Source organism: Gracilimonas halophila (assembly GCF_042684365.1).
Classification (GTDB): Bacteria; Bacteroidota; Rhodothermia; order Balneolales; family Balneolaceae; genus Gracilimonas; species Gracilimonas halophila.
This window is the reverse complement of the sequence record NZ_JBHULI010000024.1, coordinates 716,169-730,282: the sequence shown is the minus strand read 5'-3', so window position 1 is coordinate 730,282 and position 14,114 is coordinate 716,169. Positions and strand designations below refer to the sequence as shown.

Here is a 14,114-nt window from a genome sequence, read left to right as displayed (position 1 = left end):
TCATGGATGTTCAAGTCTGGACCTATATTTTAGTCGGGATCACCTTCACACTTTATATCGGGATCGCGATATGGGCGAAAGCCGCTTCCACCAGCGATTTTTATATAGCCGGCGCTCATGTTAATCCGATCACAAACGGTATGGCTACGGCGGCCGACTGGATGTCAGCTGCATCTTTTCTATCCATGGCCGGTCTTATTTCATTCATGGGATATGACGGTTCGGTTTACCTCATGGGCTGGACCGGAGGCTATGTATTACTCGCACTTCTGCTTGCTCCATATCTTCGAAAATTTGGAAAATTTACCATTCCTGATTTTATCGGTGACCGTTACTATTCCAACTTTGCACGGACCATAGCGGTTATCTGTGCGCTGATCGTTTCATTTACGTATGTGGCGGGGCAAATGCGTGGAGTGGGACTGGTATTCTCCAAATTCCTTGAAGTGAATATAGATATTGGTGTTCTTATCGGAATGGCGATTGTATTTTTCTATGCAGTATTGGGAGGAATGAAAGGAATTACTTACACCCAGGTTGCACAGTATTGTGTATTGATCTTTGCCTTTATGGTGCCTGCTTTTTTTATTTCTTTTCAGCTTACTGGCAACCCGATCCCTCAGCTTGGCTTTGGGTCAACTCTGACGGATGGTTCCGGACAATACCTTCTGGAAAAGCTGGATGAGCTACATACCGAACTTGGTTTTGCAGCTTACACAAGCGGAACCAAGAGTATGCAGGATGTCTTTTTTATCACAGCGGCATTAATGATCGGAACGGCAGGTCTTCCCCATGTTATCGTCCGATTCTTTACAGTTCCCAAAGTAAAGGATGCTCGAATTTCGGTAGGTTATGCGCTGATATTTATTGCGATCCTTTACACAACTGCGCCTTCCATCGCTGCCTTCGCTAAATACAATCTCATGGAAACAGTGAACGAGGAAGAGTACACTGAAATGCCTGAGTGGTTCAGTGTATGGGAGGAAACGGGATTGCTTACCTGGGTGGATAAAAACGGAGATGGTATTATTACATATGCTCCGGGAGAGGCCATAACCGGGCTTCCTGATATTCAGCGAAATGATGCCGGTGAGATCGTTCGTGGTAACTTTGGCGAAGTAAAAGTTAATAATGCACCAGTTGAAGGTCCTAACGAGCTCTATGTGGACAGGGATATCATGGTTTTGGCAAACCCTGAGATCGCAAATCTACCTGCATGGGTTGCAGGTTTAGTAGCTGCAGGAGGATTGGCCGCAGCCCTTTCAACAGCTGCAGGATTGCTATTGGTAATTTCAACAGCTGTATCTCATGACCTCATTAAAAAGCAGATCAAAACAGATATTTCAGATAAAAGTGAGTTGATGTGGGCGCGTATCTCCGCCGGTGGAGCTGTTATAGTAGCGGGATATTTTGGAATTAATCCGCCGGGCTTTGTAGCAGAGGTAGTGGCCATCGCATTTGGACTTGCCGCGGCTTCCTTCTTTCCGGCCATTATTTTAGGGATCTTCTACAAGAAAATGAACCGACAAGGAGCCATAGCTGGAATGATCGCCGGCCTGTTGTTCACACTCGGTTATGTGGTCTTTTTCAAGATCGCCTTCCCTGAGGTAAATTCTCCGGAGTATTGGTGGTTTGGAATTTCACCGGAGGGAATAGGAACGCTGGGGATGATCCTCAATCTACTGGTTTCTTTTGCAGTAGGAATGATCTTCCCGGAACCGCCGGAAGATGTGCAGGAAATGGTGGAGAGCATAAGATATCCACAATAAAAAAGGACGTATTTTTTTAGATACGTCCTCTCTGATACTCTTTTATATGTTCAATTTACTAAAACCAGCCGGTCCCCAAACCGCGAAAAGGCCATGGTATGGAAGCAAGGATCAGCAACAGACCGATTCCGTAGGTAATTGTAATTCTCTTATGCTTTTCAATAGAGGCTTCCATGCGTTTTGCCGTACTGAAACCAACAGTGATAAGAGCGATAGCAATGATCATCATTGTGATATGCTCTACAGTATAGAATCTGAGGACTGAACTTTCCATCACTCCGGATTCAAAGGATACTTTAGGGCTGATGAAATAAAGAACCAATCCGATCAATAATTGAATATGCGTAAAGATCAGTGCCAGAAGTGCTGATAGCCGATCTGATTTTTGATATTCCTTTTGCCCGCTCCAGCCTGAAATAGCTTTGAACAAAGCCCAGACAATTAAAACCAAAACGATCCATCGAAGTCCTGAGTGCGCGTGAAGTAAACCGGTGTACATAATCTTATCTTTTTATTTTTAAATTTCGTTTAGAATATAGCGAAATTTAATCGCTAATCTTTGAATTTAGCTTCCGGAATATTCGTTTGACTCTTCGTTTGTTTACGCCAAGATCATAAGCCCCAAGTCTGCTTGCACTCCGAATGTGTACGGTAGTTACTCCCTCAGCTTCTTCCATTATCACATCTACATCATCCTTAAAACCAAATACAGGTATGCGATATACGGCATGAAGCTCTATGCGTTTGGGATCAATGACTTCAAATTCATGGGCTTCCTCTTCAAAAAGAAGCATTAGTCTTTCGCAGACTTGTTCCAACCCGGCTTCAAGATCCCTGGAAACTCTTATACAATTTGGGGTGGTAGGGCAGGGAGGAAGCGGATTGTTTTTTTTCTTTGAAGCCATAGAATATCACTTAGGGATTTTGATGATGCTGTGGCAAATAAAATCAACTCAGCTCAAAAAATCGTTCCAGCTGTTGTAAAAAGGAATCCAGGTCTTCACAGACATGGAACAGGGAAAGGCTTTCTTTATGGATGAAATCATGCTTCACAGCATTATTGGTAAATTTCAAAAGCCCGTCAAAGTACCCATCCACATTAATAATAAATATGGGTTTATTATGGATACCAAGCTGTCGCCATGTTAAGATCTCAAAAAATTCATCCAGGGTTCCGAATCCACCGGGCAGAACAAGAAAGGCATCCGATAACGATTCCATGAGTGCTTTTCGGGTGTGCATATCCTGTGTTTCGTGGAGGTCGGTCAGTCCTTTATGAGCTACTTCACGATCTTTTAGCTGGGTTGGGATCACTCCAATAACATCTCCGCCCTCGGTAAGGGCCGCATTTGCAATTTCCCCCATGATCCCGATTTTTCCCCCGCCGTAGACAATGCCCCAGTTCCTCTGAGCAATTTCCCGTCCGGCTTGTTTAGCTAATTCAGGGAATTTAGGATAGTTGCCTTTTCGTGAGCCGCAATACACACAGATATGCTTCTTCATGCCAAAGAAAACATTCGGTTCAGGACAGCATCCAGTTTTTCTACGAAGTATTTGACATCTTCTTCCGTATTCTGCTTGCCAAAGCTGATTCGGATACTTGACTTAGCGAGGCCTTCTTCCATTCCAATGCCATTTAAAACATGAGAAGGTTCAACTGCGCCTGATGTACAAGCTGAGCCATTGGAGACACAAATGCCTTCAATATCCAGGTTCAGCAACAGCATTTCCCCATCAATATGATGGTCTTCCTGATCACTGAAAGAAAGGTTGAGGATATGCGGTACTCCTTTGTCTTTAGGGCCATTGACCGTATAATTGAAATTCAGTTTTTCATCCATTAACTCGAGAAGGAGAGAGCGTAACTTTTTGAAATGTTTTTGACGCTCATCCATTTCTTCGACGGCCAATTCAAGAGCTTTTGCAAAACCGACAATGCCGGGAACGTTTAAGGTACCGCCACGTCGGCGTCTTTCCTGTGAGCCACCGTTCATCCATGGGATCCATCGTGAGCCATTTTTCACATACATAATGCCGGTTCCCTTAGGTCCATAGATCTTGTGGGCACTTCCGCTCAGGAAATCAACTCCCAAGTCTTTGACGTTGATAGGCAGTTTTCCCAGGCTTTGAACGGTATCAGAATGAAATGGAACCCCGTGTTCTTTACAGACTTCTGCAATTTCTTTCAGTGGACTGATAGTCCCGATCTCATTATTCACATGCATGATAGTAACCAATGCAGTTTTGTCAGTGATCACTTCTTTGACCGCATCTGCCGTTATAGTTCCGCAATTTTGTGCTTCGGCAAAAACCGGTTTTACCCCCTGCATCTTGGCAAGCTCAACGGTATGCAGCACGGCATGGTGTTCAAGCTCAGAAGTAATCACTTCATTTTTGTCTCCGGAAACAGCCAAAACCCCTTTAATAACAGCATTATCGCTTTCGGTACCCCCACTTGTAAAGATGATCTCAGATGGCTCGGCACCTATTAAAGCGGCTACTTTTTCACGGGCATCTTCTACGATCACTTTTGATTTTTGACCAAGGTGATGAGGTGAATTGGCGTTCCCATAATTATCTTTAAGGAAGGGAAGCATGGTTTCAAGTACACGCTCGTCTAATGGAGTGGTTGCTGCATGATCTAAATAAACCGTTCGCATGAATAGGATAAATTGGGTTAATTTTTCAGTGTTAGAAAATATCCAAATTATGGGTTAAAAGCAGGGCTGAAAAAGTGGTTTGTCAAAACTTCATTTCATGATTAGATCTTGGTACCTTCAAGCCGAATTTAAAACAAATTTAATTACTCGATCATGGCTAAACTCACTCTGAACGATATCGAAGTAAAAGTAAAAAAGGTGTTGATGCGTGTTGATTTCAACGTGCCGATCGAAAATGGAAGAATAACAGATGACAATCGTATTGTGCAGGCATTGCCATCCATTAATCATGTGGTGGAGAATGGTGGGTTACTGGTCTTAACAAGTCACCTAGGCCGGCCGGCCGGGGAATACGACCCTGAATTTTCTCTAAAACCCGCGGCTGATCATTTGGCTACTTTGGTAGATGCAAAGGTTCACTTTGCAGAAGATTGTATTGGAGAAAAAGCTGAATCTGTGATAGCTGCAGCTGAATTTGGAGAAATTGTAGTATTGGAGAATGTCCGTTTTCATGCCGAAGAGAAGCAAAATGATGAGGAATTCAGTAAAAAACTGGCAGCTCACGGAGATCTGTTTGTTAATGATGCCTTTGGAAGTTCACACCGTGCTCACGCGTCTGTGGCAGGAGTCACAAGATACCTGCAACCGGCGGTTTCCGGTTTTTTACTGGAAAAAGAGATCAAATACCTGGAAGAAAGTATCAACGATCCTGACCGACCGTTTGTGGCTATTTTGGGCGGGGCAAAAGTTTCAGATAAGATAGGAGTTATTGAGAATCTTCTTACCAAAGTGGACTCTATCATCATAGGCGGGGGCATGACCTATACCTTCTATAAAGCCAAGGGATGGCCCATAGGAAATTCATTGGTGGAAGAAGACAAGGTCGAACTGGCCAAAGAACTGTTGCAAAAAGCAGAGAAAGCTGGCGTGAAATTTATGTTACCGTTAGATTCTGTAGTTGCCAAAGAATTTAATAATGATGCGGAACATAAAGTGGTAGATGAAGATGGCATCGAGGAAGGATGGATGGCCCTCGACATTGGTCCACAATCGGCCCTTTCCTTTGGAAATGTGATAAAATCAGCAAAAACCGTGGTTTGGAATGGTCCGATGGGGGTTTTCGAAATGGAGAATTTTGCAGATGGGACATTTGCCGTTGCTGAAGCATTGGCAGAAGCAACAAAATTCGGGGGAACAACCATTATTGGCGGAGGAGATTCAGCTGCCGCAATCAAAAAAGCAGGATTGAGTGACAAAGTATCTCACGTTTCAACCGGAGGGGGAGCCAGCCTCGAATATCTGGAAGGAAAAGAACTTCCGGGGGTATCGGCACTTACGAATAAGTAAAAGACTTACCCAAATTAACAGTTGAGACTTAATAAGGCCGGGTACTAAGCCCGGCTTTTTCGTTCTTGACCATTTCTCTTCGAAAGTGTAACGTCTATAAACACAAATAAACAATGACTTATGAGATCATTACTGATAGTTTTGATTGTATTTCTATTTCCACTTGAGGCGAGCGGACAACATACATCGGTATCGGTTCCGATTTTAGATGAGCCCTTGAATTCAAGAAATTTTGCTTTGGGTAATTCACTTGTATCCTTCACTCATAATTCATTGGGAAGTTTTATAAACCCAGCTTCTATAGATCATGAAGGTTTACCGACTCTTGGCTATTTCTTGTATGAAAACGATTTTAATTTAGGATATTTCAAAACTCGGACCCAAAATATTTACGCAGGTTTTTCAGCAGGAAAGTTTGACATCGCTTTAAGCTATCTGGATTTCAGAAGTAACTTTGATGATGATGCTCCAATCCTCAATGAACCTTTCAGAGATAATGTTCTCAAACTTTCAACAGCATATAGATTTGAAAATGGCCTTAGGGCAGGGATTGGGTTAAACTATTTAAAAAGTGATATTGGAGAAAATCAAATTTATGCGAATAGGGAATACAGTCCCGCAACTTCTTTCTTTGTAGACCTGGGTTTACAGTATCAAAGGGTTATGAGAAAGGAGGAGATTGGCAACTTACACCATCCTTTGGGGCAGCATTAACTAATTTCGGTCAGTCGGTTTCCTATTATGATGAGGATACAGATCCATTGCCTGCAAGGTTAAAAATAGGTGCCGGGTTGACAGCAGATTATGGAGAAGAAATATTTGGTATGAAGTCGGTACGTGTTTTGGGTTCAGTGGCGGTATCTAAATTTATGATACGTCAGGAAAAGAAAGCCATCGAGAATAATGGGCAGTCAGATACAATCTATGTTGCTATGAATGCATTTGAAGCGTTATATAGATCGTGGGGAACCTATACCTGGTATGATGGAATGAATTATCAGGAGGCTTCCCTGGCTCAGCAACTATTTTTTCATTCCGGGATAGAGGTGGTATTTCTGGAGACTTTAGCCCTTCGTGTCGGATATCAAAAAGCGTCAGAAGTGAACTTACCCTATACAATTCAAACCGGTGGATTTGGAATTGATTTAGGCTATTTGGTTTTTGATTATACAAGGTATTACTATCCTGAAGGAAGGCTAAGTGAAAAGGGGTATACATGGAACATCACTGCCCGAATACCACTTGGAGGAAATGAACCTAGGTCAATATTGAATCAATTCTTTAAATAATTACTTTAAGAGTTGAGTACATATTCATATAATTTTTTATGAACGAATACCCACTTTTACTACGAGCTACTATCCGGCTAGCATTTCTATTCTTAGCAATTGCTGCCTTGATATTAACCCAGCAACTGTTAGTACCGCTCTTTCTAAGTATTATGTTGGCCTATCTCTTATTTCCCTATGCTGAATGGCTTGAATCCCATAAAGTACCCAGAATTATCACAAATTTGATCGTAGTGATCGGTTTCATAGCCTTTATAGCAGGGATTATATTCGCCATAAGCACGCTGTCTGCGAATTTTACAGAAGATCTTCCGGAAATTAAGAAGCAGTTTGAGGAAAACCTTCAGGCCATCTTGGGTTCGATCTCAGCTTTCACCGGAATTACAAGTGAGGGAATTGATGGCTTTATAAGTGATCTCGGTGAAACAGGAGAATATATTTCTCAGCTCTTCACAGCTACAACAAATACCTTACTAAGTATCGGTCTTTTGCCGGTCTATACTTTTTTATTGCTTTTTTATAGAGATAAATTCCGGGATTTCATCTCCATGCTCATTGTGAGTGATCAGGAAGAAGTAGTTCAAAATATTATTGATCAAGCTTCTGAAGTGGTTCCAAGGTATTTGAAAGGACTGCTGATCGTCTGCTTTATCTTAGTAGGCTTAAATTCCTTTGGGTTCTATTTGATCGGAATTGAATATGCTTTGTTATTTGGCATCATTGCGGCTCTATTCAATTTGATTCCATACCTGGGAACTGTCCTGGGCTATGGAGTAGTGCTTCTATTTGTATTGGGGACCCAGAGTCCCTCTTTGGCATTTGCAGTCATCATTCAGTTTGTGATCGTACAGTTTATCGAGAATAATATTTTAACTCCGAATATTACCGGTTCCTATGTAGAGATAAACCCGTTGGTGATCATCTTTTCACTAATAGCTGCAGGAATGGTATGGGGACTTCCGGGAATGCTGATCATTATTCCATATTTGGGCTTATTCAAGATCGTCTGCGAGAATGTGGACAGTTTAAAACCCATTGGTTTTCTGTTAGGTACAAAGGGCACAGAACGTCATTCTATCACTATAAAATCTCTTCAAAGGAGATTTGGTTGGCTGGAAGAAGAATAAAAAAGGTTCAATCACAGCCGTTGTGTCTTTTCCACATTTCAGGATCGTGTCCTGCAGGGATATTTTCGCAAGGATCTTCAGAAGTGTAGCCCCTCATTCTGTTGTAAGCTTGCACTTGTTGTTGTGTTAAGATATCGACCATTTGAAGATGTGTATTCAGATGTACGAATCTTAATTCAGCATATAGATCGGTACTTTTTGAGATCATTTCTCGGAGCATCCCAGAACTTATATCCTTAATTTTGAAGGCATTATCCATCTTTTTTTCAATGGCAATGATCTGCTCACCTAATGGGATAGCCTTTTCCTGCATATTTTTAAATAATTGCCGGATCTGCACGATTTGATCTTTATTGAGGTCAAAGCTTCCGGCTTCATACGCATCCAGTACATGACGTGGCCCGGGATATCCATTTAACTCTGCCGGCTTTGCCATTCCGTTGAAAGGAGTACCCGCACCGGATTTTAACCCTTCAATTTCAGTTTCACTCAAAGATGCAATTTCACGATCTTGCTGACCCGAATATTGAGATTTGACATCATTAGTATGTTCATGCTGTGCAAACAGGTTGCCTGAAAAGCCAGCTACAATTATGATCGTTAAAACAAAATGGTTGAAGTTAATTTTCATAATAGCATGATTTAAGTTTTTGAAAGTTAAAAGGTAGTGGTAATTTTATTTTCAGCCAATCTCAAAATGTTTAGATCTGAACGGTGAAATTCACCGTAATTTTTAGAAGATGATGTTGGTACTATAAAGAATTTATCCTTTAAAAAGGTTATACATTTACTACTTTCCACCACTCACTCAAATGAATATGGTAAGTATGGCAGATAATTTAGATTCCATCCGTAAGAAACTGGATGATATTGACCGTACCATCTTAAAGGCCTTAGCCCAGCGACAAGGATTGGTAAAAGAAGTTTCTGAGCTGAAGCTTAAAAAAGCGAAAGGGATTCGTGACCTTGAAAGGGAAGAACAGTTACTGAATCGCATCAGGGATCTTGCCCATGAGGTAGGTTTAGATCGTTACTATGCAGAGCATTTATTCAGGGAGATCATTACCAATTCAGTGCGGTTTCAAACCCATTCTCTTGTTGATCATCAAAATGAAAAAGCCGACGGTGATCTGATCCGTGTTTCATATCAGGGAACGGATGGTGCTTACAGTCATCTTGCTGCCTCACGGCATTTCAGTGAGCGGTATGCAAAAGTGGATGCCATAGGGTACGATACTTTTCAACAGGCAGCTCAGGCTTTGATGGAGAAGAAAGTGGATTATGCGATCTTACCGATCGAGAACACAACGGGCGGATCTATCAACGATACCTATGATATTGTAGGAAATGAAAATGTGCATATTGTGGGGGAGGAGATCCTGAAAGTAGTGCATTGCCTGATGTCGGTAGAGCCCGTAGAACTTTCAAAAATCCGAAGGATCTTATCTCATCCTCAGGCCATTGCACAATGCACGTCTTTTCTGTCCAGGTTGCCACGCTGTAAAGTTGAATCTTATCTGGATACGGCCATGTCAGCCAAAAAGATCCTGGAAGATGGTGATATCAGTCAAGCAGCTATAGCGGGCGCCCATGCAGCTGACCTTTATGGCTTGCACGTGATCGAAAGTGATATTGCAAATCAGCGTGAAAATTATACCCGCTTTGTGGTGCCTGCCAGAGAGCCGGTGAAAGTAGATACCCAGATTCCTGCAAAAACATCGTTAATGATGGTCACTTCTAATGAAGAAGGTTCGTTGATCGAGTGTCTGAATATTCTACATGATCATAAGATAAATATGGCAAAGCTGGAATCGCGGCCAAGAATGAATGAGCCGTTCAGATACTCATTCTATCTCGATATTCACGGGAACATTGAAGACGAAGAAGTCGCAAATGGACTTAAAGAACTTGGCGCTAAGGCAGAAGAATTAAAGATATTGGGTTCTTATCCAAAACAGGAAAGTTAATGCCTTTTGATTTTTTTCTTCCCGTCGTTCCATTCCATATCAAAATCTTTATTATCTGCAAAAGAGGCTGAGGTACGGATCCATTTATCCTCTTGCCAGATACGGGCAAATCCTTTTTCAAGCGGTCCGTTCGGATTTTTCTTATCCAACACATGTTGATAGCCGGTCAGCTTCTCTTTGTGGTTTCTGAGTAAGGTGTCAGTTCGGTGTTTCAGGTTTTGGTCGAGAGTGAGAATGCGAGCTCGGGCTGATTCCATCTTTTGTTTCACAGCCAACAACGCATGTGATTTTGCTATGTTCGCTACTTTTTCTTTATAGAGCTGTATGGCTCCGACCGTGTTCATTTCCAGGCGTTTGGAATAATCCTCCACTAAAAATCTAATTTCATTGATGTCAGGAACTGCGACTACGGCAGCTTGAGTGGGAGTGGCAGCACGAGCATCGGCTACAAAATCAGAGATCGAAAAATCTACTTCATGTCCAACGGCACTTATAATGGGGATCTCACTTGTAAATACGGCCCGGGCTACTGCTTCTTCATTGAAGGGCCAAAGGTCTTCCAGAGAACCACCACCACGCCCAATAATGACCACATCCACATTTCTTTGGGAATTGAAATACTCGATCCCTTTTACTATCTCAGGTGCAGCATTTACTCCCTGTACGCTGGCATGATACAGTTTAACGGTAGCAAGAGGCCATCGTTTCTCAAGGGTAGAGCGAATATCCTGAAAGGCAGCTCCTGTAGCTGAAGTTACCACACCAATACGCTCCGGGAATTTTGGCAATGATTTTTTGTGATGGTCCTCAAAAAGTCCTTCTGCCTTTAGCTTGGCTTTCAATTTCTCAAACGCCTGCTGTAGTTTCCCGATTCCGGCTTGCTGAACCAAACTCACGATCATTTGATATCGGCCATGTGGAGCATATACCTGAATATCTCCACCTACTACGATTTGCTGCCCGTCGGTTAGATTGATATCAAGTCGTTGTGCTGTACTTCGCCAGATCACACAAGGCAGAGAAGCACCGGAATCTTTTAGCGTAAAATAATAATGTCCGTTTCTGCTTTGATTCACATTACTGGTTTCGCCTTCCACCAGGATATCAATAAAATTCTGCTCCAGTATATTTTTGATCTTATCCGTAAGCTGTGAAACGGTTGGGATATCGAATAGAAACGGGATCTGATTATCGGACATTATAGAATTTGAAATCGATTTAGAATTTGGTGTAAAGGTAAGAAGAATACCATGAGTGATGAAGCACTATTGCAGATTGCATTCGTGTTTGATTAGTGTGTATATTTATACACACTAAAATTCACACTTTTTTATATAAAGAAATGACTGAGAAAAAAAATTCAATTTCTGCTGTTTGGGATAAACTCGGGTTGAGTTTATCCTCACTTTGTGCCATTCACTGTTTGTTTGTCCCGGTTGTGATCGCATTGTTGCCATTAAGTCCGGTTGCATTGACCATAGAACATTGGCTGCACCCGGTATTTGCAGTTTTGATCGCCCCAACGATCTTTTATGCGGTCAGGCGGAGTCATTTTAACAGACATATTGTATTACTTTTATCCATAGGATTTATATTAATTATAGCGGGATGGTTGATAGGTGATTATTGGCTTGGGCATGAATTTGAAACCGCATCTACTTTGATCGGAAGCATCTTTTTGATCGCAGGTCATTGGAAAAATTATCGCCATCACCAAACCTGCAATAACGATTTACATCACCATCATCCATTGGAAGAATCGCTATTTAATAGGGAGGAGTTGAATGAAACGACTTAATTTCACCTTAGATAATGCTACTGTACAATTGCTGAATAAACTTGCAGGAAAATTCTATGAAGGCAATAAATCTCAAACCGTACGTGCTGCACTCGAAAGTCTGGCTGCTCATCAAGGCCATGATGGCTGGGTGATCACTGGGTATACCATGGCCAAAACCGACCACAATGTGAATTGTCATACTTGCGGGACGGAGCATCAGGAGGGTAATATTGTATTTAAACCGGTGTTTGAAAAGGGCAACAGTCCGGTAGCCATTAGTCATATTCCAAAAGAAGAATGGGTGGAGTGTTCAGATTGTGTGGAAAGCCGATAGCATCTATTTACCATGAATAAATACGAGATAGAACAATATCTATATGAGCACATTCCAATAACGAAAACACTTGGAGTGAAAACCATAGATTTTTCTCAAGAAGCAGTGAAGTTTTGGGCGCCATTGTCCAACAATATCAACCATCGCTCTACGGCTTTTGGGGGAAGCATAATCAGCTTGTTGATAACCACAGGTTGGTCGTATTTACGCTTGCTGTTCGATGAAATCGAGCCCGTTCCCAGGATCGTGATCGGTCGCAGTTCTACGAATTACCAAAAGCCCGTCAACGAAGATTTTATTTCCGAGCTCATCATCCCCAAAAAAGAAACACTGGATAAGTTTTTGGGAATGTATGATCGGTTTGGAAAAGCCAGGATCACATTAAAGGCACAGATAAAAAATGGCAATAATACATTAGCCACATTTGATGGAGATTATGTAGTAATGCAGCATTAAGATAAATAGCTATGACCTCACAGGAATTCATTCCTTCTATCTTTGTGGTTTAGGGCAGAAACACGGTATATTTGCGGTCGAACTTTTAAGCCAAAATCACACCTATGCTCCTCAAAAATGTAAAGCCTGTTAGCAACACCCATAAAGGTAAAGATACCGTTGATATCCGTATTGAGGAGGGAATGATCAAGGAGATCGGCTCCGGATTGAAAGCAGTAAAAGGTGAAGAATCGCATGATCTAAAGGGAGCGTATGTCTCTCCGGGATGGATGGATATGCATGTTCACCTGCGCGAACCAGGATTTGAGCATAAAGAAACAACAAAAACAGGGTGCGATGCCGCAGCTTTTGGAGGTTTTACTGCTGTAGCTTGTATGCCCAACACAAAACCAGCTACACATACCCGTGATGTGGTGGAATACATCATAAAAAAAGCTGAAAAATTACCGGTTGATGTGCACCCCATTGCCTGTGTTACCAAAGAACGAAAAGGGGAATCTATTGCTGAAATGGCCGATATGAAAGAAGGCGGGGCCGTGGCTTTCAGTGATGACGGTGATCCCGTTTATGATTCTCAGGTTATGCGTGTAGCCCTCGAATATTCTTCAATGTTGGGGATGCCGATCATTAATCACGAAGAAGATCTGGCCCTTTCCCGTCCCGGACATATGAACGAAGGTAAGGTTTCAACCCGGCTTGGTTTGGATGGGACACCCGGTATTGCCGAAGAAGTGATGATAGCACGGGATATCCTGCTGGCAGAATATACCGGTGGCCATATTCATGTGGCCCACATTAGTACAAAAGAAGGAGTGGATCTGGTAAGGCAGGCCAAGAAAAAAGGGATCAAGGTGACCACTGAGGTTTGTGCACATCATTTCGATCTGACCGATGAAGAAATTGACCGAACGAACTTCAATACGAATTTTAAGATGCATCCGCCACTTCGTACACAGGAAGATGTAGATGCTATGGTGGAAGGTTTGGTTGACGGAACCATTGATGCGATCTGTACCGATCATGCCCCACACGCCATAGAAGAGAAAGAAGTTGAGTTTATGTATGCACCCAACGGGATCATTGGTCTTGAAACAGCCTGGCCAATTTCGAATAAGAGACTTTTCCAAACAAAGAAACTGGATCTCCAACAGCTGATGGATAAATTAGTTTATAAACCTCGTGAGATTCTAAAACTGGAGATCCCAGAGATCAAAAAAGGTGCTACAGCTAACCTGACTTTCTTCAATACAGATGAAGAATGGACTTTTACTCCAAATAATGTGCGCTCAAAATCTAAAAATTCGCCGTACCTGAATGAGAAACTCACCGGACGGGCAGTTGGGATCTTCAATAAAGGCCAGTTGGTACTGAATGAACTTCGATAA

At 42.1% G+C, this 14,114-nt stretch carries 16 protein-coding genes; 10 read left to right on the top strand and 6 right to left on the bottom strand.

Annotated elements, in window-relative coordinates; translation table 11 throughout:
• Nucleotides 1–2: 2 nt before the first annotated feature.
• A complete protein-coding gene (locus ACFSVN_RS09645) occupies nt 3–1,769 on the top strand; it encodes a sodium:solute symporter family protein (protein ID WP_390301648.1) in 1,767 nt (588 codons plus the stop codon).
• Between the two features lie 58 nt (nt 1,770–1,827).
• Here the strand turns inward: ACFSVN_RS09645 and ACFSVN_RS09640 are convergent, their stop codons facing one another.
• Genes ACFSVN_RS09640 through ACFSVN_RS09625 form a run of 4 tightly spaced genes read right to left on the bottom strand, consistent with a single transcriptional unit; the run spans nt 1,828 to nt 4,429 of the window.
• Entirely contained in the window at nt 1,828–2,268 is a 441-nt protein-coding gene (locus ACFSVN_RS09640; RefSeq protein ID WP_390301645.1) for a cytochrome B, read from the bottom strand.
• A gap of 46 nt (nt 2,269–2,314) precedes the next feature.
• Nucleotides 2,315–2,674, bottom strand: a complete 360-nt coding sequence (locus ACFSVN_RS09635; RefSeq protein WP_390301642.1) for a DUF1499 domain-containing protein — start codon at nt 2,672–2,674, stop codon at nt 2,315–2,317.
• Between the two features lie 43 nt (nt 2,675–2,717).
• A complete protein-coding gene (locus ACFSVN_RS09630; protein WP_390301639.1) occupies nt 2,718–3,272 on the bottom strand; it encodes an LOG family protein in 555 nt (184 codons plus the stop codon).
• Nucleotides 3,269–4,429, bottom strand: coding sequence for a cysteine desulfurase family protein (locus ACFSVN_RS09625; RefSeq protein ID WP_390301636.1), 1,161 nt, complete (start codon nt 4,427–4,429; stop codon nt 3,269–3,271). Before ACFSVN_RS09625 ends, ACFSVN_RS09630 begins: the two co-directional genes overlap by 4 nt.
• 153 nt (nt 4,430–4,582) lie before the next feature.
• On the opposite strand from ACFSVN_RS09625, the gene ACFSVN_RS09620 reads away from it, so the two are divergent.
• The 4 genes from ACFSVN_RS09620 to ACFSVN_RS09605 all read left to right on the top strand — a co-directional run bounded on the left by ACFSVN_RS09620 (nt 4,583) and on the right by ACFSVN_RS09605 (nt 8,192).
• Complete coding sequence (locus ACFSVN_RS09620) at nt 4,583–5,776, top strand: phosphoglycerate kinase (RefSeq protein WP_390301633.1); 1,194 nt, start codon at nt 4,583–4,585, stop codon at nt 5,774–5,776.
• A gap of 120 nt (nt 5,777–5,896) precedes the next feature.
• Nucleotides 5,897–6,490: a PorV/PorQ family protein gene (locus ACFSVN_RS09615; protein WP_390301630.1), complete on the top strand. Its 594-nt coding sequence runs from the start codon at nt 5,897–5,899 to the stop codon at nt 6,488–6,490.
• Between the two features lie 47 nt (nt 6,491–6,537).
• Nucleotides 6,538–7,065 (top strand): PorV/PorQ family protein, encoded by a 528-nt coding sequence (locus ACFSVN_RS09610; protein ID WP_390301627.1) that lies wholly within the window; start codon nt 6,538–6,540, stop codon nt 7,063–7,065.
• Nucleotides 7,066–7,103: 38 nt separating this feature from the next.
• Nucleotides 7,104–8,192, top strand: a complete 1,089-nt coding sequence (locus ACFSVN_RS09605) for an AI-2E family transporter (RefSeq protein ID WP_390301624.1) — start codon at nt 7,104–7,106, stop codon at nt 8,190–8,192.
• A 7-nt stretch (nt 8,193–8,199) separates the two neighbouring features.
• Here the strand turns inward: ACFSVN_RS09605 and ACFSVN_RS09600 are convergent, their stop codons facing one another.
• Nucleotides 8,200–8,823, bottom strand: coding sequence for a hypothetical protein (locus ACFSVN_RS09600; protein ID WP_390301621.1), 624 nt, complete (start codon nt 8,821–8,823; stop codon nt 8,200–8,202).
• Between the two features lie 196 nt (nt 8,824–9,019).
• Between ACFSVN_RS09600 and pheA the strand changes: the two genes are divergently transcribed.
• The gene (gene pheA / locus ACFSVN_RS09595) at nt 9,020–10,159 is read left to right on the top strand and encodes a prephenate dehydratase (RefSeq protein WP_390301618.1); all 1,140 of its coding nucleotides are present in this window, start codon (nt 9,020–9,022) and stop codon (nt 10,157–10,159) included.
• Here the strand turns inward: pheA and xseA are convergent.
• The gene (xseA, locus tag ACFSVN_RS09590) at nt 10,156–11,358 is read right to left on the bottom strand and encodes an exodeoxyribonuclease VII large subunit (RefSeq protein WP_390301615.1); all 1,203 of its coding nucleotides are present in this window, start codon (nt 11,356–11,358) and stop codon (nt 10,156–10,158) included. The two genes, pheA and xseA, sit on opposite strands and share 4 nt — an antisense overlap.
• Nucleotides 11,359–11,501: 143 nt before the next feature.
• Here xseA and ACFSVN_RS09585 point away from each other — a divergent pair, with 143 nt between their 5' ends.
• The 4 genes from ACFSVN_RS09585 to ACFSVN_RS09570 all read left to right on the top strand — a co-directional run bounded on the left by ACFSVN_RS09585 (nt 11,502) and on the right by ACFSVN_RS09570 (nt 14,114).
• Nucleotides 11,502–11,957: a MerC domain-containing protein gene (locus ACFSVN_RS09585; protein ID WP_390301612.1), complete on the top strand. Its 456-nt coding sequence runs from the start codon at nt 11,502–11,504 to the stop codon at nt 11,955–11,957.
• The gene (locus ACFSVN_RS09580; RefSeq protein ID WP_390301609.1) at nt 11,944–12,273 is read left to right on the top strand and encodes a hypothetical protein; all 330 of its coding nucleotides are present in this window, start codon (nt 11,944–11,946) and stop codon (nt 12,271–12,273) included. The genes ACFSVN_RS09585 and ACFSVN_RS09580 overlap by 14 nt, the downstream gene beginning before the upstream one ends.
• A 12-nt stretch (nt 12,274–12,285) precedes the next feature.
• On the top strand, nt 12,286–12,729 hold the full coding sequence (locus ACFSVN_RS09575) for a YiiD C-terminal domain-containing protein (RefSeq protein ID WP_390301606.1): 444 nt from the start codon (nt 12,286–12,288) through the stop codon (nt 12,727–12,729).
• Between the two features lie 104 nt (nt 12,730–12,833).
• Nucleotides 12,834–14,114 (top strand): dihydroorotase, encoded by a 1,281-nt coding sequence (locus tag ACFSVN_RS09570; protein WP_390301603.1) that lies wholly within the window; start codon nt 12,834–12,836, stop codon nt 14,112–14,114.

Bases quoted from the DNA above. Each gene is read 5' to 3' on its own strand.
- ACFSVN_RS09600 (WP_390301621.1), bottom strand. From the start codon at position 8,823: ATGAAAATTAACTTCAACCATTTTGTTTTAACGATCATAATTGTAGCT.
- ACFSVN_RS09640 (WP_390301645.1), bottom strand. From the start codon at position 2,268: ATGTACACCGGTTTACTTCACGCGCACTCAGGACTTCGATGGATCGTT.
- ACFSVN_RS09585 (WP_390301612.1), top strand. From the start codon at position 11,502: ATGACTGAGAAAAAAAATTCAATTTCTGCTGTTTGGGATAAACTCGGG.
- ACFSVN_RS09615 (WP_390301630.1), top strand. From the start codon at position 5,897: ATGAGATCATTACTGATAGTTTTGATTGTATTTCTATTTCCACTTGAG.
- xseA (WP_390301615.1), bottom strand. From the start codon at position 11,358: ATGTCCGATAATCAGATCCCGTTTCTATTCGATATCCCAACCGTTTCA.
- ACFSVN_RS09645 (WP_390301648.1), top strand. From the start codon at position 3: ATGGATGTTCAAGTCTGGACCTATATTTTAGTCGGGATCACCTTCACA.
- ACFSVN_RS09620 (WP_390301633.1), top strand. From the start codon at position 4,583: ATGGCTAAACTCACTCTGAACGATATCGAAGTAAAAGTAAAAAAGGTG.
- ACFSVN_RS09630 (WP_390301639.1), bottom strand. From the start codon at position 3,272: ATGAAGAAGCATATCTGTGTGTATTGCGGCTCACGAAAAGGCAACTAT.
- pheA (WP_390301618.1), top strand. From the start codon at position 9,020: ATGGCAGATAATTTAGATTCCATCCGTAAGAAACTGGATGATATTGAC.
- ACFSVN_RS09635 (WP_390301642.1), bottom strand. From the start codon at position 2,674: ATGGCTTCAAAGAAAAAAAACAATCCGCTTCCTCCCTGCCCTACCACC.
- ACFSVN_RS09570 (WP_390301603.1), top strand. From the start codon at position 12,834: ATGCTCCTCAAAAATGTAAAGCCTGTTAGCAACACCCATAAAGGTAAA.
- ACFSVN_RS09575 (WP_390301606.1), top strand. From the start codon at position 12,286: ATGAATAAATACGAGATAGAACAATATCTATATGAGCACATTCCAATA.
- ACFSVN_RS09625 (WP_390301636.1), bottom strand. From the start codon at position 4,429: ATGCGAACGGTTTATTTAGATCATGCAGCAACCACTCCATTAGACGAG.
- ACFSVN_RS09580 (WP_390301609.1), top strand. From the start codon at position 11,944: ATGAAACGACTTAATTTCACCTTAGATAATGCTACTGTACAATTGCTG.
- ACFSVN_RS09605 (WP_390301624.1), top strand. From the start codon at position 7,104: ATGAACGAATACCCACTTTTACTACGAGCTACTATCCGGCTAGCATTT.